This window comes from Shouchella oshimensis, assembly GCF_004375095.1.
Classification (GTDB): domain Bacteria; phylum Bacillota; class Bacilli; order Bacillales; family Bacillaceae_D; genus Shouchella; species Shouchella oshimensis.
Map to the genome: position 1 here is coordinate 500,776 of NZ_SNUX01000004.1, position 24,342 is coordinate 525,117.

General features: G+C 41.2%; 28 protein-coding genes. 1 reads left to right on the forward strand and 27 read right to left on the reverse strand.

What is annotated here, in order from left to right; all coding sequences use genetic code 11:
* Positions 1-27 precede the first annotated feature (27 nt).
* The 20 genes from E2L03_RS18020 to prfA all read right to left on the reverse strand — a co-directional run bounded on the left by E2L03_RS18020 (position 28) and on the right by prfA (position 16,738).
* On the reverse strand, positions 28-573 hold the full coding sequence (locus E2L03_RS18020) for a F0F1 ATP synthase subunit delta (protein ID WP_038484060.1): 546 nt from the start codon (positions 571-573) through the stop codon (positions 28-30).
* Complete coding sequence (gene atpF, locus E2L03_RS18025; protein ID WP_038484063.1) at positions 570-1,064, reverse strand: F0F1 ATP synthase subunit B; 495 nt, start codon at positions 1,062-1,064, stop codon at positions 570-572. Before atpF ends, E2L03_RS18020 begins: the two co-directional genes overlap by 4 nt.
* Before the next feature lie 105 nt (positions 1,065-1,169).
* Positions 1,170-1,400 (reverse strand): F0F1 ATP synthase subunit C, encoded by a 231-nt coding sequence (gene atpE, locus E2L03_RS18030; protein ID WP_274273190.1) that lies wholly within the window; start codon positions 1,398-1,400, stop codon positions 1,170-1,172.
* Between the two features lie 71 nt (positions 1,401-1,471).
* Positions 1,472-2,218 carry a F0F1 ATP synthase subunit A gene (gene atpB / locus E2L03_RS18035; RefSeq protein ID WP_038484066.1) on the reverse strand — a complete coding sequence of 249 codons (747 nt, stop codon included), beginning with the start codon at positions 2,216-2,218 and terminating at the stop codon, positions 1,472-1,474.
* On the reverse strand, positions 2,215-2,589 hold the full coding sequence (locus E2L03_RS18040) for an ATP synthase subunit I (RefSeq protein ID WP_035394342.1): 375 nt from the start codon (positions 2,587-2,589) through the stop codon (positions 2,215-2,217). The genes atpB and E2L03_RS18040 overlap by 4 nt, the downstream gene beginning before the upstream one ends.
* Before the next feature lie 31 nt (positions 2,590-2,620).
* Entirely contained in the window at positions 2,621-2,917 is a 297-nt protein-coding gene (locus E2L03_RS18045; RefSeq protein WP_243839545.1) for an AtpZ/AtpI family protein, read from the reverse strand.
* 344 nt (positions 2,918-3,261) lie between these two features.
* On the reverse strand, positions 3,262-5,535 hold the full coding sequence (locus E2L03_RS18050; RefSeq protein WP_276338676.1) for a S8 family serine peptidase: 2,274 nt from the start codon (positions 5,533-5,535) through the stop codon (positions 3,262-3,264).
* Between the two features lie 111 nt (positions 5,536-5,646).
* On the reverse strand, positions 5,647-6,276 hold the full coding sequence (gene upp, locus E2L03_RS18055) for a uracil phosphoribosyltransferase (protein ID WP_038484072.1): 630 nt from the start codon (positions 6,274-6,276) through the stop codon (positions 5,647-5,649).
* A 179-nt stretch (positions 6,277-6,455) separates the two neighbouring features.
* Complete coding sequence (glyA, locus tag E2L03_RS18060) at positions 6,456-7,709, reverse strand: serine hydroxymethyltransferase (protein WP_038484075.1); 1,254 nt, start codon at positions 7,707-7,709, stop codon at positions 6,456-6,458.
* 107 nt (positions 7,710-7,816) lie between these two features.
* Complete coding sequence (locus E2L03_RS18065; protein ID WP_134259993.1) at positions 7,817-8,359, reverse strand: TIGR01440 family protein; 543 nt, start codon at positions 8,357-8,359, stop codon at positions 7,817-7,819.
* The gene (gene rpiB / locus E2L03_RS18070) at positions 8,359-8,805 is read right to left on the reverse strand and encodes a ribose 5-phosphate isomerase B (protein WP_038484081.1); all 447 of its coding nucleotides are present in this window, start codon (positions 8,803-8,805) and stop codon (positions 8,359-8,361) included. The genes E2L03_RS18065 and rpiB overlap by 1 nt, the downstream gene beginning before the upstream one ends.
* Positions 8,806-8,858: 53 nt before the next feature.
* Positions 8,859-10,178 carry a methyl-accepting chemotaxis protein gene (locus E2L03_RS18075; protein ID WP_038484084.1) on the reverse strand — a complete coding sequence of 440 codons (1,320 nt, stop codon included), beginning with the start codon at positions 10,176-10,178 and terminating at the stop codon, positions 8,859-8,861.
* 20 nt (positions 10,179-10,198) lie between these two features.
* On the reverse strand, positions 10,199-10,630 hold the full coding sequence (locus tag E2L03_RS18080; protein WP_134259995.1) for a low molecular weight protein arginine phosphatase: 432 nt from the start codon (positions 10,628-10,630) through the stop codon (positions 10,199-10,201).
* Between the two features lie 64 nt (positions 10,631-10,694).
* Positions 10,695-11,237 carry a manganese efflux pump MntP gene (locus E2L03_RS18085; RefSeq protein WP_038484090.1) on the reverse strand — a complete coding sequence of 181 codons (543 nt, stop codon included), beginning with the start codon at positions 11,235-11,237 and terminating at the stop codon, positions 10,695-10,697.
* A 147-nt stretch (positions 11,238-11,384) separates the two neighbouring features.
* Entirely contained in the window at positions 11,385-12,188 is an 804-nt protein-coding gene (locus tag E2L03_RS18090) for a ribonuclease E inhibitor RraB (protein WP_051667683.1), read from the reverse strand.
* A gap of 207 nt (positions 12,189-12,395) precedes the next feature.
* Entirely contained in the window at positions 12,396-13,418 is a 1,023-nt protein-coding gene (locus E2L03_RS18095) for an L-threonylcarbamoyladenylate synthase (protein WP_243839546.1), read from the reverse strand.
* A 223-nt stretch (positions 13,419-13,641) separates the two neighbouring features.
* The gene (locus E2L03_RS18100; protein WP_038484096.1) at positions 13,642-14,088 is read right to left on the reverse strand and encodes a GNAT family N-acetyltransferase; all 447 of its coding nucleotides are present in this window, start codon (positions 14,086-14,088) and stop codon (positions 13,642-13,644) included.
* A 55-nt stretch (positions 14,089-14,143) separates the two neighbouring features.
* Positions 14,144-14,749, reverse strand: coding sequence for a stage II sporulation protein R (gene spoIIR, locus E2L03_RS18105; protein ID WP_038484099.1), 606 nt, complete (start codon positions 14,747-14,749; stop codon positions 14,144-14,146).
* 79 nt (positions 14,750-14,828) lie between these two features.
* Positions 14,829-15,668 (reverse strand): peptide chain release factor N(5)-glutamine methyltransferase, encoded by an 840-nt coding sequence (prmC, locus tag E2L03_RS18110; protein WP_134259997.1) that lies wholly within the window; start codon positions 15,666-15,668, stop codon positions 14,829-14,831.
* Complete coding sequence (gene prfA / locus E2L03_RS18115) at positions 15,668-16,738, reverse strand: peptide chain release factor 1 (protein WP_038484105.1); 1,071 nt, start codon at positions 16,736-16,738, stop codon at positions 15,668-15,670. Before prfA ends, prmC begins: the two co-directional genes overlap by 1 nt.
* Positions 16,739-16,893: 155 nt before the next feature.
* Between prfA and E2L03_RS18120 the strand changes: the two genes are divergently transcribed.
* The gene (locus E2L03_RS18120; protein WP_134259999.1) at positions 16,894-18,213 is read left to right on the forward strand and encodes an FAD-dependent oxidoreductase; all 1,320 of its coding nucleotides are present in this window, start codon (positions 16,894-16,896) and stop codon (positions 18,211-18,213) included.
* Positions 18,214-18,258: 45 nt separating this feature from the next.
* On the opposite strand, the gene E2L03_RS18125 is transcribed toward E2L03_RS18120, so the two are convergent.
* From E2L03_RS18125 to fsa, 7 genes are all read right to left on the reverse strand, one after another.
* Complete coding sequence (locus tag E2L03_RS18125; RefSeq protein WP_038484110.1) at positions 18,259-18,684, reverse strand: membrane lipoprotein lipid attachment site-containing protein; 426 nt, start codon at positions 18,682-18,684, stop codon at positions 18,259-18,261.
* An 84-nt stretch (positions 18,685-18,768) separates the two neighbouring features.
* Positions 18,769-19,341, reverse strand: coding sequence for a thymidine kinase (locus E2L03_RS18130; protein ID WP_038484113.1), 573 nt, complete (start codon positions 19,339-19,341; stop codon positions 18,769-18,771).
* Positions 19,342-19,407: 66 nt separating this feature from the next.
* Positions 19,408-19,650 (reverse strand): type B 50S ribosomal protein L31, encoded by a 243-nt coding sequence (locus E2L03_RS18135; RefSeq protein WP_035394274.1) that lies wholly within the window; start codon positions 19,648-19,650, stop codon positions 19,408-19,410.
* Between the two features lie 99 nt (positions 19,651-19,749).
* Entirely contained in the window at positions 19,750-21,018 is a 1,269-nt protein-coding gene (rho, locus tag E2L03_RS18140; RefSeq protein WP_038484117.1) for a transcription termination factor Rho, read from the reverse strand.
* Between the two features lie 261 nt (positions 21,019-21,279).
* Entirely contained in the window at positions 21,280-22,245 is a 966-nt protein-coding gene (gene glpX, locus E2L03_RS18145; RefSeq protein WP_035394268.1) for a class II fructose-bisphosphatase, read from the reverse strand.
* A 29-nt stretch (positions 22,246-22,274) separates the two neighbouring features.
* Positions 22,275-23,561 carry a UDP-N-acetylglucosamine 1-carboxyvinyltransferase gene (murA, locus tag E2L03_RS18150; protein ID WP_038484120.1) on the reverse strand — a complete coding sequence of 429 codons (1,287 nt, stop codon included), beginning with the start codon at positions 23,559-23,561 and terminating at the stop codon, positions 22,275-22,277.
* An 84-nt stretch (positions 23,562-23,645) separates the two neighbouring features.
* Positions 23,646-24,281: a fructose-6-phosphate aldolase gene (gene fsa, locus E2L03_RS18155; RefSeq protein ID WP_038484123.1), complete on the reverse strand. Its 636-nt coding sequence runs from the start codon at positions 24,279-24,281 to the stop codon at positions 23,646-23,648.
* Positions 24,282-24,342: the final 61 nt, after the last annotated feature.

The following is a 24,342-nucleotide window of genomic DNA, read 5'->3' on the forward strand; positions in this document are numbered from 1 at the left end:
TCGTTTTCACCCCTAACTGACAAATTGTTACTTCCCTGCAAGAATCCCTTTTTCAAGGCGATCAAGCTGTCCTTTTACACTGCCATCGTATACACGATCGCCAATACGGACTTTTATTCCACCAACGAGTTGTTCTTGTACAACATTTGTGACCTCTAAAGAGCGTTTGCCTACTTTAGGTGCAAAAACAACTGCAACTTGTTCTTTTTCTGAATCACTGATTGGTTTCGCTGAGTAGACAGTTGCTTCAGCGATTCCTTTAAGTTCGTTATTTAATCTCTTATACTCTGAAAGTAGTTCTGGCATCGTGGTATAACGATTCTTTTCGACTAGCGTCAGTAAAAGCGCTAACGTTGTCTCTTGTACATTTCCTTGAAACGACTGCTTGATGACCTGAGCCTTTCTCTCTTGAGAAAGTCCTGGTGTTTCAAGTACCTTTAGCAGTTCCGGTGTTTGAACAAACACGTCCCTTACTAAGGCTAAATCCTGTTCGTATTCATTCGCTTGACCTTTGGATACACCTAACTCAAAAAGAGCAACAGCGTAACGATTGGCTACCGCTTTGTTGCTCATAGCTCTTCGCCCGCTTGTTTAAGATAGTCTTGAACAAGCTTATCTTGTTCACTTGCATCCAGTTCTTTTTCAATCACTTTCTGCGCAATTAAGACAGATAAAGAAGCGACTTGTTCACGTAATTCCGTAACAGCTTGTTCTTTTTCATTGCGAATTTCAGCAAGTGCTTGATGCTGAATCCGTTCTGCTTCAGCTTTTGCTTCGCGGACAAGGTCTTTGCCTTGCTGCTCGCCAACTTTTTTGGCGTTTTCAATCAATTCACGTGCTTCTACACGTGCTTGTTTTAGTTCCTCTTTTTGTTCCTCGATCATTTTCTCTGACTCTTTACGGTTGCGTTCAGCAGAATCAATTTGATCGTTAATCATGTCTTGACGCTTTTGCATAACACCAAGAAGCGGTCTTAATGCAAACTTCGACAGTAGCCATAAGAGTAGACCAAATCCAATAAGTTGGAAAAGGACCGTACCCCAACCAAAATCACCTAAGTTCATTTTTACACCCCTTATTCTCAAAAATCAGCCTTACATAAGGAAAGGCGAGAGGTTCTAGAAAAGAACGCTATCGCCTCTCAATGTTGAACGATTATTGACTTCTTGTTAACTAAAGATGAGGATTAATGACACAACGATTGCGATAATCGGTACGGCCTCCGCTAGTGGAACACCGATAAACATTAATGTTTGAAGAGTTCCGCGTTGTTCTGGTTGACGAGCAACTCCCTCAAGTACTGCTTTAACAATTAACGCAACGCCAATCGCGCCGCCAATTGCTGCTAATCCAGCTGCAAGTCCAGCTGCAAGATGAGTGTAACCAATTGGATCCATCATTCTAAAATTCCTCCTGTTTTGTGTTGTAGTTTTTATTTATAAATCGCCTCGGGAATAAGCCAAGGCAGGTATTAATGTGCTTCAACTTTATGAGCCATGTAAACCATTGCTAACATCGCGAAGATGTAAGCTTGAATGGACCCAATAAAGATACCAAACGCTTGCCATGCCATTGTGGGCACCATCGTAACAGCTGCTAAAATAACGCCTTGTCCAAATCCATACTCAAATCCCATAACTCCTAATCCAACAAGTAGAATCATAAGAATTTCTTTTGCATAGACGTTTCCGAAAAGTCGCATTCCAAGTGTAAGGAAGTTGGCTACTTCTTCAATAAGTTTAAACGGTAGCAAGAACCACTTTGGACTTACAAATGACTTTAAGTACGCTCCAGGACCAGCAATCATGACACCATAGATGTGGGTGAGTACAATGACTAAACCAGCCATCGTCAGTGTCAGTAACGGATCTGATGTTGGAGATCGCCACAATACGTAGTGATTTGAATCATTTGTTGCAAGCTCAAACGGAATTCCCATCATATTTGCAACAAATACATAAAAGAGTAAGGCGTAAGCTAACACGATAAATCGTCCGCCAACCTTCCAATCCATGTTCGCTTTAACAATTCCTCTACAGAAATCAAGAACCCATTCAATAAAGTTCTGCATTCCTGTTGGTCTCATCGCAAGCTTGCGGGCACCAATTACCGTCACAAGAAAAACAATAATGAATGCCACTGTCGACGTGAAAATGGTTGTCAGATTAAATGTTAAACCAATCCAAGGATCTTCCCATATAATATTTTTGTTATTCATTCTTTCACCTCTTTCGCCTTCATACTTTTCATTATCAAATCTACTAACATAACGAGATACATCAAGCTAAGACCAACAATCACAGCAAGAAGATGGAAGTGATCTGGAAATTGTAAGGAAAACCACACTGCGGCGAGGGCAAGAATAATTCTGAAAACGAATCCTAAACTTGCTAATAGCATCGAGGGCCATTTAGATGGCGAGTGGTTCCCGCCAATAATGCGTGCATTACGATAAGTTGTCCACAAATTCAAAAAACTAGCTGAAAACCCCAAAATTAGTCCTAAAAAAACGGAATGGTAAGGTGTCACGCTATAGCCTACAATCAAAATCCCAAGTATGACTAGTGCATACACAAGATATCCATTCATTCGTGCACGTATCAAGTGTGTACGCTCTTCCTTATTTGGCATCTTCGTTATCGTCTCCTAAAAATGGCTGAACAACTTTGGAAATGCTGTATATACTCGTTAACATTCCAACTAATAGGCATATGATTAAGAAGACTGGGCTTGCGTTCAATAGCTTATCCAGCCATATCCCTAAAAATAAGCCTCCGACCGTACCTCCAATCACGCATGATAAAATGGTTGAAACTAGCATGAACGCTCGCATTGGATTCTTACTTTGTTTCGACAATGAAATAGCCCCTCTCATTAGAGTAAAAGCCACTACAATCGCATATGTAACCCTTATCATGGTAACCCTTAGTAATCGTACAATAGCTACTTTCCTCTGTCAACGAATTTTGAAAGAATCTCAAAAGAGTTTAAAAAAGGGGATTGATTGTTCACATAACTGTCAAAAAAAACCGCGAAGTAGAGGAGAGTCGTTTAAGTACGGTACTTTGAGTATGTATTATATCTCTTTATCTTTACAAAACTTTTACCTTTCCTTAACATTAAAACCATTTCTACTAAGCATAAACATTGACTTTCTACTCCAGTTATGACCTTCTACTCGTCTATTCATTTGAATACAAACTCGCACAGCGTAAAAAAAGACACAAGGCCATTACCTTGTGTCTTTCACTACACTTCTCATTACGAGCCAATCCATTCTTCTCCAATATGGATCATAGCTTCTAGAATATCTGTTTTCCCTTCATTCTTTGCATAAATAAGTGCTTTGTAACGACCTGGTGCTACTTGTAAATTGTCTATCTCACCATTTACCATTCCTCTGCTTTGATCTTGGTTTTCAATAATTGTCGCTACAAATTCCAATGTATCTGGATCAAACAAATGAACACTTGATTCCTCTGCTCCACCTGGTAAATAGTATTCGTAATAGTAGCCGTTTGCTTTATCGCTGTGTGCCATTTGAAAGGCCATTACTCGAGGATAATTTGGTTCCTCAATAAAAAGCATGTACGGGAGATGAATATCTTCATCCTTATTCCGAACAGTAATGTAGCCTGTGTGTAACCCTTTTTGAATCGCATGTTGATCGATGGTTGCTTGAAGAGTAAATGCTTTTTTAGACTGACCCTTAACCGTTACTTTTTCTTCAAATTCCCACGAAATACCGTCTACCTCACCAATTGGCGGATCAATGGTATACTCCTTTGTGGATTTGCTGATGTTTTCTATAGAGATGATCACCTCTTTTTCCACCACACCCTCACCTTTTTCAAGTTCACCAAATGAGAGGGTTGCTGGTGATATAAGGGTACGAGTCTGAATGGCTTTATCCACTTGCAAACGACCTGCCCCTTGTTCAAACGGCAGATATTCTTTTCCTTGTTCATCTTGCAAACGCTTTGTAGAGTTAAGTAATGCAGATTTTACTTGCTCTGGACTCCAATCTGGATGTTGTTCAATCAACAAGGCTGCCGCTCCAGCCACATGTGGACTTGCCATGCTTGTTCCATTTAAATCTAAATAGCCTTTCGGAACGGTGCTTTGAATTGCTACACCAGGAGCAACAAGATCCGGTTTGATTTCCCATGTTTCTGTAACCGGACCTCTAGAGCTAAAAGGAGCCATTAAGTCTTGTTTCACTTTATACTGGGTATCCACTTTCACTTTATGCTTCCGTTGTTTTAATAGCGATCGAAGCGCCTCACCCTCCGTTTTCGATAGAGTTGCTCCTGTAATTGGGATAGGTTCTGTTACGGCTCCTGCAAAAGCTCCTTCTAAATTGTTGTAAATAAGAACTCCTTTCGCTCCAGCTTTTGAGGCAAGCGCTAATTTCTCTGCAAAATTTGAGCGCCCTCTTTTCATGAGCACAAGCTTGTCTTTAACATCTTTTCCTTTATAGTCTGTCAATAGTCCATGCCCGACATCCACCAGTTCAAAGCTCGCTTTTAGTTGCCAACTTTTCGCACCTAGAATTGGGGTTAACGTTAATTCGTCTTTTAAGCCATTTACATTAATAACTGGCACTTCAACAGGTGGCAAAGAAGCACCAACAGAAATGGCTTTCGTAGAAGTCCCTGGCGAACCAACAGACCACATACTCGGTCCGCTATTTCCATTTGACGTTACTGCAACAATGCCTTTCTCTACGACTCGATCAAGAGCTAAACTCGTTGGCCAGTCAGGTCCATTAACCGTATTCCCTAATGACAAATTGATCACATCGACATCATCTTTAAACGCTCGTTCAATGGCTTCTAATATATGCTCTGTTGTTCCTTGCCCACCGGGTCCAAGAGCCCGGTATGCGTAAATTTCAGCTTCTGGCGCAACCCCTTTTATCCGTCCATTAGCAGCAATAATGCCTGCCACATGTGTGCCATGCAATGTCGGTTCCCCTTGTGATTTCTTTGTTTCCATCGGATCATCGTCTTGATCGACTATATCGTAGCCTCCCCGATAGTTCGCCTCTAAATCAGGGTGCTTGTAATCCACACCTGTATCAATCACACCAACTTTTACGCCTTTACCAGTTAAGAGGCGCTCTTTCCCGTCTTGTTTATCCATTAAACGGTCCCCTGCACCGATAAAAGGGATACTTCCTTCAAGACTTGGCTGGTAATGAGCCACATCATCTACGCGGGCAATAACGCTTAATTGCTTTAGACGCTCAATGTCTTTTTCAGCGATTTCTAATGAGAATCCACCGTACACATTCTCATAAATATTTCTAATCGTTGCTGAAGAAATACGGTTTTCTACAACGTCAACAGCTCGATTCACATCACCAGAAGCCGATACTATAACGACTCTTTTACTACTGTCTATAGTCGGTTGTTGGTTTTCCGCTGCCAAGGCTACTCCGTTCACCCCCATCGCCATACTCATACCTTGCAAGAGTATAAGAACACTCAGGATTCCGAGCAATAACCGATACACTGTACCTCGTTTCGTCATACGTTACGTCTCCCCTACTGCTTGTCGTATCGATTAGTATGCAAATGGAGCTAGGTTTTTATACAAAAAAGAAGAGAGGACTAGCCCCTCTTCTTTTAACGGTTTTTTGTTTTATTTCGTACCAAATAGTCGGTCGCCTGCATCACCAAGCCCAGGTACGATGTATCCTTTTTCATTCAATTTTTCATCAAGAGCCGCGAGATAAATATCAACATCTGGGTGTTCTTCTTGTACATACTGAACGCCTTCAGGTGCCGCTACTAAACAGATCAAGCGCATATTTTTTGCGCCGCGCTTTTTTAAACTGTTAATGGCTTCGACGACAGAGCCACCTGTTGCCAGCATTGGATCGATTACTAGAAGTTCTCTTTCTTCGATATCATTTGGAAGTTTTACATAGTACTCGATTGGTTTAAATGTTTCTGGATCACGATAAAGACCTACGTGACCAACCCGAGCCGCTGGAATCATATTTAAAATTCCATCAGACATTCCAATCCCTGCACGCAAAATTGGAATCAAACCAAGTTTTTTCCCAGCTAGTTTTTTTACACGTGCTGGTCCTACAGGTGTTTCAATGTCTGCATCCTCTAACGGCAAATCTCTTGTTACTTCAAATGCCATTAACGCCGCCACTTCATCCACTAACTCCCGAAACTCTTTAGTGCCTGTTGTCTTATCTCGTATATACGATAACTTATGCTGTATTAGTGGATGATCAAGTACATGAACCTTACCCATTTTCGTCACTTCCTTTTTAAAAAATCGTCATTTCTCGACACACTCTGAACGATTTTACCTGAAAAGCACCTATTCATACAAGTGTTGAAAGAAAGAAACCTGTGTTAAATGTTCCCTTAACGAAAAAAATCATGTAAAAAACAGCAACGACGTGAATGTCGCTACTGCTTTTTATGTCCTTAAAGATTCGGGTACATAGGAAACTTGGCTGTTAAAGCCGATACACGCTCTTGAACTTGATTTAACACTTCTTCGTTCTCAACATTCTTCAATGTTAAAGCAATCAATTTCGCAATTTCATCCATATCGTCTACACCGAGCCCGCGAGAGGTTACGGCAGCTGTTCCGATACGAATACCACTAGTGACAAATGGCTTTTCTGGATCATATGGAATGGTATTTTTGTTTGTTGTGATACCAACTGAATCAAGTGCTTTTTCAGCAACTTTACCAGTCAACTGTAACGAACGAAGATCAAGCAATACAAGATGATTGTCTGTTCCGCCTGATACGATATTGACACCTTCTTCTTGTAAACTACGCCCTAAACGCTGTGCATTTTCAATAATCGCTTTACCGTATGCTTTAAAATCATTTGATAATGCTTCGCCAAAAGAAACCGCTTTTGCCGCAATGACGTGCATAAGTGGACCACCTTGAATGCCTGGGAAGATTGATTTATCAAGCTTCTTACCAAATTCTTCACCTGTTTCTTCATTACAAAGAATCATTCCGCCACGCGGTCCACGTAACGTTTTATGTGTTGTTGTTGTGACGAAATGTGCATGTGGAACAGGGTTTTGGTGAAGGCCAGCTGCTACTAAACCAGCAATGTGTGCCATATCCACCATAAGGTAAGCACCCACTTCATCTGCGATCTCGCGGAATTTCTTGAAATCAATCGCACGTGGATACGCACTTGCTCCTGCTACAATTAATTTCGGCTTATGCTCGAGGGCGATTTGACGAACGACATCATAATCAATCCGCTGATCCTCTTCACGTACACCATACTCAACGAAATTGTATTGAACTCCACTAAAGTTCACTGGGCTACCATGAGTGAGATGTCCACCGTGAGATAAGTTCATACCAAGAACCGTGTCTCCATGCTCTAAAATAGTGAAATAAACGCCCATATTTGCCTGGGCCCCTGAATGAGGCTGAACATTTACATAATGCGCATCAAATAATTTCTTTGCACGATCACGGGCGATATCCTCAGCAATATCAACATATTCACATCCCCCGTAATAACGTCGTCCAGGGTAGCCCTCTGCATATTTATTTGTTAAAACGGAGCCCTGCGCTTCCATTACGGCTTCACTAACAAAGTTCTCTGAAGCAATTAATTCTATCTTGTCTCGTTGGCGACCAAGTTCTAATTCAATTGCTTCAAAAAGCGTTGGATCTTGTGTTTTTAAATTTGTCATCTCTTCTCCCGCCTTTGTTCGTAAATAATTTAATTTATTTATGATTTTAGCTCATTATAGATAAAAATAACAGCTTTTTCCGTAAATTAAGCAACTTTTTAAATAAATCATTCACCAATTTTATACTGTGCACGTTCTCCGCCAATTAGTCTTGGTCGCGAAGTCGCTACCGTCACATGAGCAGAACCGATGGTCGTATAGCCAATTCTAATTGGAACGAGGACTGGTTTAATATGCATCCCAATAAACGTATCACCTATATCCATTCCCGCATCGGCTTGAACCGATTCAACTAAAACGGGGTCTTGTAGTTGGCGATATGCATACGTTGCCATGGCTCCTCCAGCATGACGGACAGGTATAGCACTTACTTCCGTTAAGCCTTTTTGCTCTGCTACACTTCTCTCCATTACTAACGCACGATTTAAGTGTTCGCAACATTGAAAAACAAGATGAACCCCTGACTGTTTTTGAAAATGGACAAATCCCCTGTACAACTCTTCTGCAATGTCCATCGAACCTTCTTTTCCAATTGGCTTGCCAGCTATTTCACTTGTGGATACACCAATAATAAATAGCTTGTTTTGCAAAGCAGGGACTTGCTTATGAAACGCATGTAATCCATCGATCAAACGCTCTTCAATCTTCATTAGCGATGCGTGTCTTCATAGCTAGTAATTTTGTCGATCCGATTTGCATGCCGTCCGCCTTCAAATGTTTCGCCTAGCCATGTCCGCACGATTTCTCCTGCCAATCCCGGGCCAATAACCCGTTCGCCCATTGAAATCATATTTGTATCGTTATGCTGTCTTGTTGCTTTTGCACTGAACACATCGTGTACAAGGGCACAGCGAATACCTTTTACTTTATTTGCAGCGATGGACATACCAATTCCTGTACCGCATACGAGAATTCCACGATCAAACTCTCCTGCTGCCACTTTTTCAGCAACAGGAAGGGCATAATCAGGATAATCAACGGACCCTTCACAATTACAACCAAAATCTTCATAAGAAAACCCTAAGTCTTTTATTACATTAATGAGTTCGTCTTTTAAACGAGTTCCACCATGATCGGAAGCAATAGCTATTTTCATCTCGTACACTCCTTCGTTTTTACCATTACAAAAAGCGCCTGTTTAGGACGCTTCTATTGGTTTGATTCTATTGTAAACTTTTCGATCGTTGTCTTCAATTCCTTGGCTTGATTTGATAAGTCTTTAGATAATGTCTCAATCTCATTCAACGCCACAGTTTGTTCTTCAGTCATCGCTGTGACTTCTTGTGCACCAGCAGACGTTTGCTCTGCAATTGCTGCCACTTCCTCTGTTTTTACAGAACTGGCTTCAATGGATTCCTTCTGCTTGTCCGACAAAGTAGAAATGATCTTAATCATATCTGTAACGGTTTTGGCAGATGATTCCATCTCCAATAGTGCCGTTGTCGTTTTTTCTCCTTGCTCTGTTTGGATTCTCGCCACATCTACTTGTTCTTCAATATTCTTAACAACTTGTTTCACTTCTTCTTGAATGGTCGTAATTAATTCGTTAATGGATTCAACCGCTTGTGTACTTTCGTCAGCCAGCTTCCGAACTTCACTCGCCACTACAGCAAATCCTCGTCCGTGCTCTCCAGCACGCGAAGCTTCAATAGAGGCGTTTAGCGCAAGTAAATTTGTTTGCTTGGCAATGGCACCGACGACAGCTGTAATCCCTTCTACTTCTTGCGCTTGTTCTTCAAGGCGATGAACTGAATCCAGCGAATGCTCTTGCTTTGTCGTTAGATCGCCTATCCCTTTTACAAGACTCGTCGTCATGACCCGACTTGTTTCAAGAAGCTGCCCCATCTCTGATGCTTGCTTTGACGACAAAGAGGCTTTCTCTTGCATCTCGTTGGCCATTTCCGTTGTCGTTTCAAGAGAGAAAACCGTTTCTTGAATGGCTTGTGCAGCATTTTCTGCTCCACTAGCAATTTCACCCATTGTAAAGCCAATTTGCTCTGCTTGAGATGAGGAAGTAGCTGTTGCTAGTCCTAATTGCTGAACACGCTCATCTGTTTCAACAAAGTTTCGATCGATTTCACGAACCATTCCATTTAAATTCGTAAGCATCTTATTATATGCGACACCTAATGCACGCAGTTCATCATCTGATTTTGAAAGCTCGACAGTTTGATCAATAACACCAGCTGCCGCTTCCGTAACGGCTTGTTCTAACTGAGCGAGAGGCTTCGTTATAATATTCGATAGAAAATAACCAAGTATCCCACTCCATACTACACCCGCTAGCAAAACAAGTAATGTGAGCCAAGTTGGATCTATATTAAGGAATGAAGCAAAAAAATCTGCTAAAAAGTACAGGATGATCGCACTGCTAGCAAACGTTATAACCGCAACAGCGCTAACCCCTAATACAATTTTCTTCCGAATACTGAATCTGTACCTTTTAGAGACACTTGTTTCTGCTTCCATTCCCATTCATCCTTTTCTATTTAAGATTGCCGCAGAAAGTCTTTAACGGCTTTTTTAATCATTTTTGCAGTTTGTTCATAATCCTCATCTGTACCACCAAAAGGATCCTGTATATCATGGCCTTCATTTCCAGCCGCCTCTTGTAGTGTAGACACATTTTGATGAGGGTAACGTTCTTCTACAATTTGTTTATGAGTAGAAGACATGGTTAGTACTTCATCTGCCCATTGAATCAGTTCTTCTGATAGAGGTTGTGACGCATGATTCAGTTCTATTCCTTCTTTTTCCAATACTTTTTTAGAACCGTTAGAAATTGCATGTCCATACGCAGCACTTACACCTGCCGATTTAACATTCACGTGCTCACTTCCATATTTCTTTAAATAGGCCTCGGCTAATGGTGAGCGACACGTATTCCCTGTACAAACGACTAAAATATTCTTCTTATCCATGGTTCCACTCCTTCACTTTTCATCAATGTTTCACTAGTTTAGCACATGTGTACTAACTGATTCATTAAAGTGGAAGCATGATTTTTAAACCAAATCCAATTAAAATAACCCCGCCTAATAGTTCTCCATACGAACCAATGAGTTTATGAAATTTAGAGCCAATTAGTAAGCCCAACCAAGCTAATATCATACTGACAGCTCCAATACTTACTACCGTCAACATGACCTTCGTCCCTAAAATACCAAACGATAAGCCTGCTGAAAAACTGTCTAAACTTACACCTAAAGCAAACAAAAGCAATCCAATGCCTACTGGTTTTAGTTTTGAATGTTCTTCTTCCGAAAAAGAAGCTAGAAGCATTTGTACACCTATAATTAGAAGAAGTCCTCCACCTATGTAGGTTGCGATCACATCATACTTACCTGAAAGCCATTGGCCTGTTATCATACCGAGTAACGGCATAAAGACGTGAAAAGCACCGATCGTAAGACCAATGCGGAACACTTGCTTTCCCGTAAGACCGAGCATCCCCATTCCTAAGGTTACCGAAAATGCATCCATTCCTAAAGCTGCTGCCATAATCATTATCGTCACAATCTCGTGCATTGTTTAACTCCTCCCGTAAAAACATGCTATTCGAATGTATGCACGTCCGAGAGATTTTAGACAGGCTAATAAGATGGTCATATAAATGGGAACAGCAAAGACCCTCTCATTTTATAAATGAGAGGGTCTTTTTAATGTTAGGTAGCCTTAATCGACCATCGCACCCCAACCATCTATTTTCACTTCATATCTTGCCGTTATTTCTTCTAGATCGTGTTGGTGCTTCACAATTTCAGCATGGGTGAGATGAATCACTTTCTTACACACCAAAACAAATTCTTCATGCTCTTCATCTTCGTCAACATCAACTTCATAGCCTTCGAGTTCAACTAACTTTGCTACTTTTCGAGCAGATCGTCGATTAGGACAAAGTAGTATAAACTCCACTTCTCGTGGCTTACTCATATCAACACCTGAGTCTTTCAAACTCTGTAACACAGCGCCATCATCATCATTAGGGAAATCTACAGGTGTAATATAGGTCACATTGTAAAAGTAAAATGATTGTTGTTCTTCTTCTGAAGAAAGCATCTCTTCAAAGCCTAATTCCTCTAAAATCATGCAAAAACGCTCACTCTCAGGTTGAGTATGGGAAACGATAAAGCCGATATCTTTCACATTGGAGAGATAGAAATAGCGCTGCCATTGTTGCAACCAATCGGAAAAAGTCTCCATTCGAATAAGGTCATCACGCATTTGAGGAAATACGACTACGGTATCGAGTAAACGATCTGATTCCGTATAAAAAAACTCAAGCATTCCCAATAAATCATTTACACCAGGCTTGTCTGCAAAAGAATCCTCGTCTACTGCGAATACTTCATCCGATATTACATAATATGGAACATCCGCTGCTTTTCGATCCGTCATCATTGTGACGTGACCATAAATGATCTCTGTTTCCGGATCCACTTCTGTTTTGTAAGAAAACACTTGTTTTGAACGCTCCATTTTTCGCTCCTTTTCATATGACGACGTTATTCTTTCTCCATGCAGATTCAGACGCATGTGCCACTAAACCGCGAGGCTACCTAGTGATTCTTTTCTTTCTACTTATCGGTAGACACTAGCTTGTTTGTTAATGTGTGTAAGCCAATCCTCTCCTACACTATTCACCTTGTCCGCAAACCATTCCTTTAATCTGAAGACTCTTTTTTTCTATATACGTTTTCCACCCGCTGCTTTTTCAAGCCGGTTCATTATAGCGGCCCCAACACCTATTGTCGAAACGGCTTCGACTAAAATGACCGATACAGCTTTTTCATCAAATAAACGAAGTGAATAATAGAACGATTGGGCTAAGTCCTGTAGGGAGTGAACCACAAACGATTCATCTGCTTCCTTATACAGCTCACTTGCCACTACACCTACCCGCTTACCGTTTGCTTTTGCCCGTTGAATAGCAGAATGAAATTGCTTTGGCTCTTCCACTATATACACATCTGCTTCAGGTGCATAATGGGTATACTTCATACCAGGTGATTTAGGTTGTTCCTTCGTGCTTAACAACGCTTTATCCAAATCAATTGGTCCAATAACCTCTTCAATGTCCTCTTTCGTCACCCCTCCAGGACGATAGAGGACAGGAGTCTCTTCAACGATGCTCAATACGGTTGATTCTAACCCAATGCCTGTTTTCCCCCCGTCAATGATCCCATCAATCCTCCCGTTCAAATCCTGTAGAACATGGGCTGCTGTTGTTGGTGAGGGACGGCCTGATTGATTTGCACTAGGAGCGGCAATAGGCAACTGACACGCTTTTAAAAAACCTCTTGCCACCGGATTAGACGGCATTCGTATACCTACCGTTTCTAAACCTGCAGTGACATTAGTTGATAAGACCGGCTTTGCTTTAAAAATTAACGTAAGCGCCCCAGGCCAAAAAACCTGCATTAAACGATGGGCCACTTCAGGAATGTCCTCTACTAATTCGTTCAACTGTTCTTTCTCACCTATGTGGACAATAAGTGGATTGTCACTCGGTCTTCCTTTTGCATAAAAGATTTTGCTGACCGCTTCATCAGATAGCGCGTTTGCCCCTAAGCCATATACCGTTTCAGTAGGAAACGCAATAAGCTTATTATCCCTTATCCACATTGTCGGTTCTTGTAATAATAGGGGTTCCCCCTTCTTCATATCATCGTTATCCACATTCCAAATCTTCGTCTGTTTATAACTCACGATCTGTTCGCCTCTTTCATTCTAACGAAACTTTTTTATCCTAATCTTCAAATGCCTATTCTATAAAGGTTTACTCTATTTTATCAGACTAATCTATCGATTGCATCAAAAGAAAAAACAGTTTATCCACCGCTGTGGATAAACTGTTTATAAGTTGATAAATTCAGCTATAATTGAACTTTTCCGCGCTTATACACAACACTTATACACAAATCCACAAGTCTTACACAATATGCGAACAGTTATAAGACCATGCAATCGTGTCATTTATGCTCGATATATGTTGATAATGCTCCAATTGCTTGATTTCTTCAGGTATTAATCGTTTAGAAATTTGTTGGAAGCCTAATGGCTCAAATAAAGACGCCTTTCCGCTGCTTAGAGCATACACATGGTTTACGCCTTCAGAATGCGCAAACGCTAATGCTAATTGAATAAACTCAACAGCCGCCATAGCATGGGTTTTTTGACTGTCTATAACAAGGGTGCGTAACAACCCTAGATCTAGCACTTTGTCTAACCCAACTGTGCCTACTAACGTTCCTTCTTCATTTTCCACCACAACAAAACTATCTATTTGATTCGGCGTTTTAGCAGAGCCAACCCGTGCAAATAAATGTTGAACCGCCAACACGTCCGTTTCTTCCATTTTCCGAACCGTTAATGACATATGAGACGTCCTCCTTTTTGTTCATTTTATGAGGAGGCTTGTACAAATATGACTACTATCCAAATAACCGATCCCATACGGATTCAAACATATCTACTATAAAAAAAGATGTTTCGACTTCAAGATCGTCTTCATTGGATTCTGAATCTACTTCTTTTGCTTCTGCATTATCCATATCTAGAAAACATAATGGTGGGAATAATACACACCACCAGTTTTCGCCTTCTCCCTCTCCAATTGTCACGAGAACGGCTTGGTAGGCACCTGCAGGATAAACAAGGTCTCCATAAAGCTTTGTCGGAAACGAAACGTCTTCGTTAAATGCAACAGTATAATCTTGATTTTTGTTGTATTTGCTCAACTCACGTGCAACAATTGCTTCCATTTCATCCATGTTGCCTTCAATTATTGCTACTGCTTCCTCAAACGTTTTCACTTCTTGAACCCATTTTGTAATTTCTGCATTTATTTCATCACGGATATCCCGTTTTAACATTTGATCACTAACAGAATTGCTATTTGCTAAAATACGTAAGCGAATAGCCTCTTCTTCATTCACTTCTTGATGAAACTGACTAACCGCTTGTGCATTTTGTGATTCCCAACTCATTAGCCCTACAAATAAAGAGATTAATAGATAGATAATTGCTTTTGCTTTCATACCGAGCACCGCCCCTTCCCTCATAGCATGGACAGGGCAAGCACCGTTTAAACACAAAATCGTTCGACATTCTCTTTATCTATAATCGAACATCAATCAATACAATTCGATCTTTTTCATTAATATCAAAGCGAATTTCAATCGTGGCTTTTGGAAATTGCTCCTGAAATAACTGCTTTACCGCATTTCCCTGCCCTGCTCCAATTTCAAGAGCAATGAGAGAGCCATCACGGACATGCTCAAGAAGCTCAGTCGCTAAACGACGGTAAACGGCTAGTCCATCATCTCCAGCAAATAAAGCGAGCTCAGGTTCATACTCCCTCACTTGTTCAGCTAATGAAGCACGATCTCTTTCCGGTATATAAGGGGGGTTTGACACAATAACGTCAAAACACTCCCTTTTAACAGGCTGACACAGATCACCTTGTTTGAACCGTACTGTGGCACCTAATGTCTTTGCATTTTCTTGGGCAACGTTTAATGCTTTCTCTGAAAGATCAATCGCCGTTACTTCTGTACCGGGTGACTCTAATTGAAGAGTTATGGCGATGGCGCCACTTCCCGTTCCTATATCAACGATTCGTTCCGTTCCTTCTAACCTTTCAAGAACTGCTTCAACTAGTTCCTCTGTTTCTGGCCGAGGAATGAGGACATCCCCTGATACGCTAAAAACACGTCCATAAAACGACTCCGAGCCAATGATATGCTGTACGGGTATACCTGAAGGTAACGTCTCAACATCTGCTTTAAACGCGAGCCAAACGTCTTCGCTCATATCATCATGAAAACTGGCTAATAGCGCAGCACGATTTGCCTTCAGATGGTGGCGCAGCAACCATTCTCCTGCCGGTTCCTCGAGCCCATGACTTCGCAAAAAAGACGAAGCCCAGTTCAGAGCTTCGTATACTGTCTTCTTCATTACGATTCCGCATTCTTCATCGCTTCAGATTGCTCTTCCACAATAAGCGCATCAATAATTTCATCAAGTTGACCTTGCAAGATTTGCTCAAGCTTTTGAATCGTTAAGCCGATGCGATGATCTGTTACACGACTTTGAGGGAAATTGTACGTGCGAATTCGCTCAGAGCGATCACCTGTACCGATAGCGGTTTTACGTGCATCTGCGTATTCTGCCTGCGCTTCTTGCTGCACTTTATCAAAGATACGTGCTCGAAGCACTTTCATTGCTTTTTCTTTGTTTTTAATTTGTGATTTCTCATCTTGGCACGAAACAACTGTATTCGTAGGTAAATGAGTTAAACGAACGGCTGACATCGTCGTATTTACACTTTGACCACCAGGGCCACTTGAAGTGAACGTATCCACACGAATGTCTTTCTCATGGATATCGATTTCGACTTCTTCAGCTTCAGGCAATACAGCCACTGTTGCTGTAGACGTATGAATGCGTCCGCCAGATTCTGTCTTTGGCACTCGTTGTACACGGTGAGCACCGTTTTCATACTTAAGCTTTGAGTAAGCACCTGTTCCGTTCACCATGAAGATGACTTCTTTATAGCCACCAATTTCATTTGCTTGGGCTTCAATTATCTCTGTTTTCCATCCTTGCATCTCCGCAAAACGATAGTACATTTTAAATAAGTCCGAAGCAAAAAGCTGGGCTTCATCTCCTCCAGCAGCTCCTCGAATTTCAACAATAACGTTTTTATCGTCGTTTGGATCTTTTGGTAAAAGCAAGATTTTCAAACGAGCTTCCAATTCTTCTTTTCGATTGGAAAGCTCATCAAGCTCTTCTTTGACCATTTGATACATCTCATCATCTAATTTATCTTCAAGCATGGCTTTTGCTTCATTTAATTGTTCGTGAACTTCTTTATAGTCACGGTATGCTTGAACGGTTTCCTCTATTTGTGCTTGCTCTTTTGAGTACTCACGTAATTTATTGGTATCACTAATTACATCTGGATCACTTAGTTGTTCGTTTAAAAAATCATAACGATCTTCAACAGATTGTAAACGATCTAACACGACGTCACCTCATCTTTATTTCCGCTACATATCCTTACTATTATAGTATATGGCACTTCTAATGGTCAATGCACCCTGTTCGAACGGTTTGCACCCATTCCTTGTTGGGAATACTACCTAAAATAGAACTGAGTTTTTAAAAAGGCGGGATACAGGTGAACTATGTCATTATAGGTGGCGATGCAGCAGGAATGAGTGCAGCAATGCAGCTTGTTCGAAATGATGCACAAGCCGACATTACAGTGCTTGAAAAAGGAGAATATTATTCTTATGCGCAATGCGGTCTTCCTTATTGGATTGGTGGCGATATCGAGAAGGAAGAAAAGCTCGTTGCCCGAGATGCCGAAACGTATCGTATTAAGCATGGCATCGACGCCCGAACAGAGCACGAAGTAACATCCATTAACGTGGACGAAAAGCGTGTCATCGGTAAGAATTTTGAGATCGGCTATGATAAATTACTAATCGCTTCTGGTGCTAGACCTTTCGTTCCTGATTGGGACAACAATCACCTAAAAGGCATCTATACATTAAAAACGATTCCCGACGCAAAGAAAATCATCCAGCGATTAAAAGGAAAACGAAGAAACATTACCGTTATTGGTGGTGGTTCCATTGGTCTTGAAATTGCTGAAAATGTATGCAAAGCAGGTCACAAAGTTCGAATTCTTGAACGTTCAGCTCGACTAGCGATGAACTTTGATAAAGAAATGACTGATCATATCCACGAGAAAGCCATTGAAGAAGGTATTCAGCTTGATTTAAATCATGACATTACCGGGTTTGAAGGAGACGACGAAGGCAACGTTACATCTGTTATCACCAACCTGTCTACATGCGAAACCGATTTAGTCATTGTTGCTGTTGGCGTTCGTCCTAATACGGACTTTTTAACAGATACAGGCATACACCTCGATAAGCATGGTGCCATTAAAGTAAATCGTTATATGGAAACAAATTTGAAAGATGTTTATGCAGCTGGTGATTGCGCTACTCAATACCATCGTATAACCAATAAAGACACGTATCTTCCACTCGGTACGCACGCAAATAAACAAGGACGGATAGCAGGATTAAATATGTGTGGAAAGCCACGGGTGTTTAAGGGCATTGTCGGTACACAAATTTATCAGTTTTTCGACTTAACGTTGGCACGAACCGGATTATCTTCCCGTGAAATTGAAGAACTTGGATACGCCTACAAATGTGTCCAAGCGAGACTTCCTCACGTTGCTGCTTATTACCCTACACACGAACCTCTTTTTATTCGTCTTCAATACAACGAGAAAACAGAAGAAGTATTAGGGGGGCAATTTATTGGTACAAAAGGTGTCGATAAACGATGCGATGTGTTAGCAACAGCCCTCTATCACGGGATGACGATGCAAGATCTAGAGGAACTAGACCTTGGCTATTCTCCACCATTTAACAGTGTCTGGGATCCACTTCAACAAACAGCAAGAAGACGGTCGTAGCCGCAAAAAGCCGACCCGAAGATGTACATCTCGGGTCAGCTTTTTTTAACGTAGATGAACTTGGTAGCGTGGAATGCCTCTCTCGAGCGCCTTCTCTAATTCTCTCTTATGCTGCTCTTGTTCCGCTTTATCCCAACTATTGTCTGGATGAGCTTTCGCATAGATATGGCCACCATTCACAATGGCAATGCCCGATCTGAATCCATGCTCCTCAATGATCTCTTCGACAAGCTGCCCATCTTCTTCTAACGTTCTGTGTTTGGCACTCGGATTCACATAACTTGCTCCAAGATTCGTTTGTCCTTGTGGGTATGAATCCTGTTCATGTTTCATATGCTCAAAGTTTAAAGGACCTGGTCCAAAGGCACCTCTGCCATGATCATGCTTCTCATGAACATCCGCTGCACCCATGTCACTTCCACACCCTGCCAAAATGACCAAAGCGACGAACCCAGTTGTGATCTTCTTCATGCTTCTCCCCCTTTTGCGCCGTACAGTTATACGGCTCCTTTAGGGTTCCACAAGAACTTTTTTTCCATACTCTAATGACTGAACTTACAAAGGCGGATTACGGTGACATTTGCGGCAGACAGGATAGTATTGATCATTGCCGCCAATTTGAATTTGATCTCCTGTATAAATAGGTTTTCCTTGTTCATCTACACGTAAATTCATAATCGCTTTTTTATGGCAAAACCAGCAGATGGTTTTCATTTCTTCAATTTTATCTGCTTGAATGAGCATTTGCTTACTTCCCTCAAATAATTCATTTTGAAAATCATTTTTCAGCCCAAAAGCCATGACTGGAATGGTCAATTCGTCTACAATTCTAGCTAATTGCAGCACATGTTCCTTTGATAAGAATTGAACCTCATCAATGAGTACACAATAGGGCTTTTGCTCAGCATGTTTCACAACGTCAAAAAGGTTTGTATCACTAAAAACAGAAATAGCCGCTCTCCTTAATCCTACACGACTTGATACATACCCGACTTCATCTCGTGTATCAATGCCCGAAGTAAATAATAAGACAGGCTTATTCTGCTCTTCGTAGTTCGAAGCCACCTTTAAAATCTCAAATGATTTTCCACTATTCATTGCACCATACTTAAAAAATAGCTGTGCCATTTGCCCCTCCTCATACGCTTATGTCATAAAAAAAGACAGGCACTATGACTGCCTGTCTTTTGCTGCTTATAGGTTGTATTTCTTTTTGAATTTATCAACACGGCCACCTGCATCAGCAAGCTTTTGCTTACCAGTGTAGAATGGGTGTGAATCCGAAGAAATCTCAACTTTAATAAGTGGATAAGTGTTGCCATCTTCCCACTCAACTGTCTCATTAGAACCACGAGTAGAACCAGTTAGAAACTTGAAGCCCGTGCTTGTATCTAAGAATACAACTTTTTGGTACGTTGGATGGATTTCAGCTTTCATTGCATTTCATCTCCTTTTGCCCTGAATCTATTCGAAACAGAGTTTTCCTCACATAATCGAAATTATATCAAGCCTACACCAAATTTGCAAGATCAACTTTTATGACCGTCGCTTGCCTGTCATTTCTGCCTGCATTTCCTCAAAGAACTCGACGTTCGTCTTCGTTTCCTTCACTCGGCGAATGAATTGATCGGTGAAATCTGGTGATTCATTCATCGTTTTACGAATTGTCCACAGCTTATCGAGCTGCGCTTTTGGCATAAGAAGCTCTTCTTTTCTTGTACCTGAACGACGAATATCAATGGACGGGAAGATTCTTCTTTCAGCAAGACGGCGGTCTAAATGAAGCTCCATATTACCCGTTCCTTTAAATTCTTCGTAAATAACGTCATCCATTCTTGAACCTGTATCGACAAGGGCTGTCGCTAAAATCGTTAAACTTCCGCCTTCTTCAATGTTTCTCGCTGCTCCAAAAAAGCGTTTTGGACGATGAAAAGCAGCTGGATCAATCCCTCCAGATAACGTTCGTCCGCTTGGTGGAATGACAAGATTGTACGCTCGGGCAAGACGAGTAATGGAATCCATTAAAATAACGACATCTTTCTTATGCTCGACAAGACGCATCGCTCTCTCTAATACAAGCTCAGCTACCTTAATATGGTTTTCTGGCACTTCGTCAAATGTTGAACTTACGACTTCCCCTTTGATTGAACGTTCCATATCGGTTACTTCTTCTGGACGCTCATCGATTAACAGGACAATTAATTCAACCGAAGGATGTTTTTCCGCTATACTATTGGCAACTTCTTTCATTAAAGAAGTCTTACCGGCTTTCGGCGGCGCAACGATTAGTCCACGTTGACCAAAACCCACTGGTGACACCATATCAATAATACGGGACGAAACACGACCGGGCTTTGACTCTAAATCAATCTTCACATCAGGATATAAAGGGGTAAGTGCTGGAAAATGAGGACGATCTCTTGACGTTTCCGGCGAATCACCATTAACCGCTTCTACGTGCAGCAGTCCGTGATAGCGCTCATTGTCTTTTGGCGGTCGAACCTTTCCAGAAACCTTATCTCCATTTCGTAAATCAAATCGACGTATTTGCGATGCAGAAATATAAATATCTTCCGTACTTGGCAAATAATTAATTGGTCTCAGAAATCCAAAGCCCTCACTTTGAATAATTTCTAATACGCCTTCCATAAATAAAAGCCCATCTTGCTCCGCTTGTCCTTTTAAAATAGCAAAAATAAGTTCTCGTTTTGTTAGTTTGCTGTAATAAGAGACTTTAAACGTTTTCGCTTGTTCATACAGCTCTTTTAACGTCATATTCTCTAATTCTGTTATATTTACGCTCATCAAAGTCACCACGCTTTATCATTATCGTTCTACTCATTCCTTTTTATAGACAATGAACGAAATTGTCTTGATACACTTATAAAATTTTCATTTAACGTTAGTCATGAATTTTTAACAGGGAAGGAAAATGGAGAAAAGTTATTATAGAAGGAAAGTAACTAAACTTTATTTTAACCACATTTAGTAGAATTAATCAATAAAAAAAGGGAGAAAACTCCCTTTTCACTATTCGACAAACATTCACTTTAAGGTATTGCTGTGTTAACGCATCACTAGATCTGGTTTCTTTTTCATACTATGTGTTCCCTCAACGAAACGAACTGTACCTGATTTCGCACGCATGACAATCGATTGTGTATTAGCTTTCGTCCCTTTATAACGTACGCCTGTTAGCAGTTCGCCATCGGTTACACCTGTTGCAGCAAAAATACAGTCATCACCACGCACAAGATCTTCCATACGAAGAATCTTGTTTACATCAGCGATGCCCATTTCTTTACAACGAGAAAGCTCAAGCTCTGATTGAGGCAATAATTTCCCTTGGAAGTCTCCACCTAGACATTTTAAACCTACCGCAGCCAAAACGCCTTCTGGCGCGCCACCTGAGCCCATTAAAAGGTCTACACCTGTGTCATCAAAGCCTGTATTTACAGCCGCAGCGACATCTCCATCAGATAGTAATTTAATTCGCGCACCAGCTTTTCGAATGTCATGAATTAATTTCTCATGGCGAGGTCGATTTAATAAAACAACAACTAAGTCTTCTATATCTTTATTTTTTGCTTTCGCAACAGCCTTTAGATTATCAAGAACAGGTGCATCAATATCGACATTTCCAACCGCTTCTGGACCAACGGCAAGTTTATCCATGTACATATCAGGAGCATGTAACAAGTTCCCGTGATCTGCAACAGCAAGAACGGCAAGTGCATTCCATTGACCGTAAGCAAGAATGTTTGTCCCCTCAAGTGGGTCAACCGCTACGTCTACACGAGGACCATAGCCATTTCCTAATTTCTCTCCGATATAAAGCATTGGCGCTTCATCCATTTCACCTTCACCAATAACGACTGTACCCTTCATTGGTATCGTATCAAAAACATCTCTCATTGCTTCTGTAGCCGCTCGATCAGCTTCTTCTTTATTTCCTCTGCCCATCCAACGACCTGAAGCAAGTGCGGCTGCTTCTGTTACTCGGACAAGCTCCATTGACAAACTGCGTTCCATACTCTATTATCCTCCCGATTCTAAGACCCCTATGATTGATTCACTTGCTCAATTTCTTCTTCGTTTAACTCTTCGCGCCATACAATGGCACCTAAGTTTCGAAGTTTCTCTTCTAAATGTTCATAACCCCGATCAATGTGCTCAAGACCAGATATCTCTGTAATTCCTTCAGCCATCAATCCCGCTACGATAAGCGCAGCTCCTGCCCGTAAATCACTAGCACGAACATTAGCTCCTTGCAACGGAGAACGCCCATTCACAATGGCCGATCGGCCTTCCACTTTGACGTTAGCCCCCATGCGCCTGAGTTCATCTACGTGTTTGAACCGGGCATCATAAATCGTATCCGTTACTATGCTAGTACCCTTGGCACTAACTAGAAGGCTTGTAAAGGGTTGCTGCAAATCCGTAGGAAAGCCTGGATAAACAAGCGTCTTAATGTCGACACCTTTTTTATCCAACATTCCCTCCACAATCATTTGGTCATCTTTTTCTTCAACCTTGGTGCCCATCTCTCTAAGCTTTGCTGTGATGGAATCCAAATGAGTTGGAATAACGTTATCAATTTGCACCCGTTGTCCCATTGCCGCAGCCATTATCATATATGTACCGGCTTCAATCCGGTCTGGTATAATGGAGTGGGTACAGCCCTTTAAATGATTCACGCCTTCTATTCGAATGACATTCGTTCCAGCACCTTTAATTTTAGCACCCATGCTTGTTAAAAGTGTGGCTACATCAATAATCTCTGGTTCTTTTGCAGCATTTTCAATGATGGTTTGCCCTTTTGCTCTAACGGCAGCAAGCATAATATTAATGGTTGCACCTACGCTAACAACGTCAAGGTAAATCTTCGCTCCTTGTAGTTCATCCGCACGCAAATAAATGGCTCCCTGCTCATTTGTCACACGAGCGCCGAGCGCTTCAAATCCTTTTATGTGCTGGTCAATCGGCCTTGGACCTAAATTGCAACCACCGGGTAAGCCAATTACAGCTTTTTTAAATTTCCCTAGCATGGCTCCCATTAAATAATACGATGCGCGTAATTTTTTTACTCGTCCATTTGGCAATGGCATAGCAACCATGTTTTCTGGTTTAATTTCCATCTGTTGATCGTCCATTGTAACTTCACCACCAATCTCACGTAAAAGCTCTGCTAAAAGCTCAACGTCAGATATGGATGGTAAGTTATCAATTACAACTGGACTATCTGCTAGAATAGCAGCTGGAATAAGTGCAACGGCACTATTCTTTGCGCCACTAATCTGCACAGAACCTTCAAGGGTTTGCCCACCTTTTATTAGCAGTTTATGCATGATAATCCCTTCCTTTTATACCTAGTCCCCTTTGAATAAGTATGTTCAGAGTTAATCTTGATGCACAAATCCAATTTTCTCACATTATTTGTTCCAGTCAGAAAGAAACTGCTCAATGCCTTTATCTGTGAGTGGGTGTTGTGTAAGTTGTTTAATGACTTTCAGTGGAATGGTTGCAATATGCGCACCACGTTTTGCAGCTTCGTTTACATGGATTGGGTGACGAACACTGGCAGCGATAATTTGAGTATCCAAACCGTGAGTGTCAAAGATGGTACGAACATCTGTAATTAAATTTAGTCCGTCATGTCCAATATCATCTAAGCGACCTAGAAATGGAGATACATACGTAGCGCCTGCACGTGCCGCTAATAATGCTTGAGCAGCAGAGAAGATGAGCGTTACGTTTGTTTGAATTCCAGCTTCCGTTAATGCATGAACGGCTTTCAAGCCATCTACTGTCATCGGAACTTTAACGGTAATATTCTCTGCAATGGCTGCAAGCTCTTTTCCTTCACGAATCATTTCCTCTGCCTCTAATGAAATGACTTCTGCACTGACACTTCCTGGGACGACTGCCGCAATTTCTTTAATTCGATCATGGAATTCTACATTTTCTTTCGCTACAAGAGTAGGGTTTGTTGTTACACCGTCCAAAATACCAAGTTCGTGTGCTTCTTTAATTTCAGAAAGGTTTGCCGTATCGATAAAAAACTTCATGTCATATCCCCCTATTAAAAAAAACGTTTACATTCATAAATGGAAATAAAAGCAGTCTACG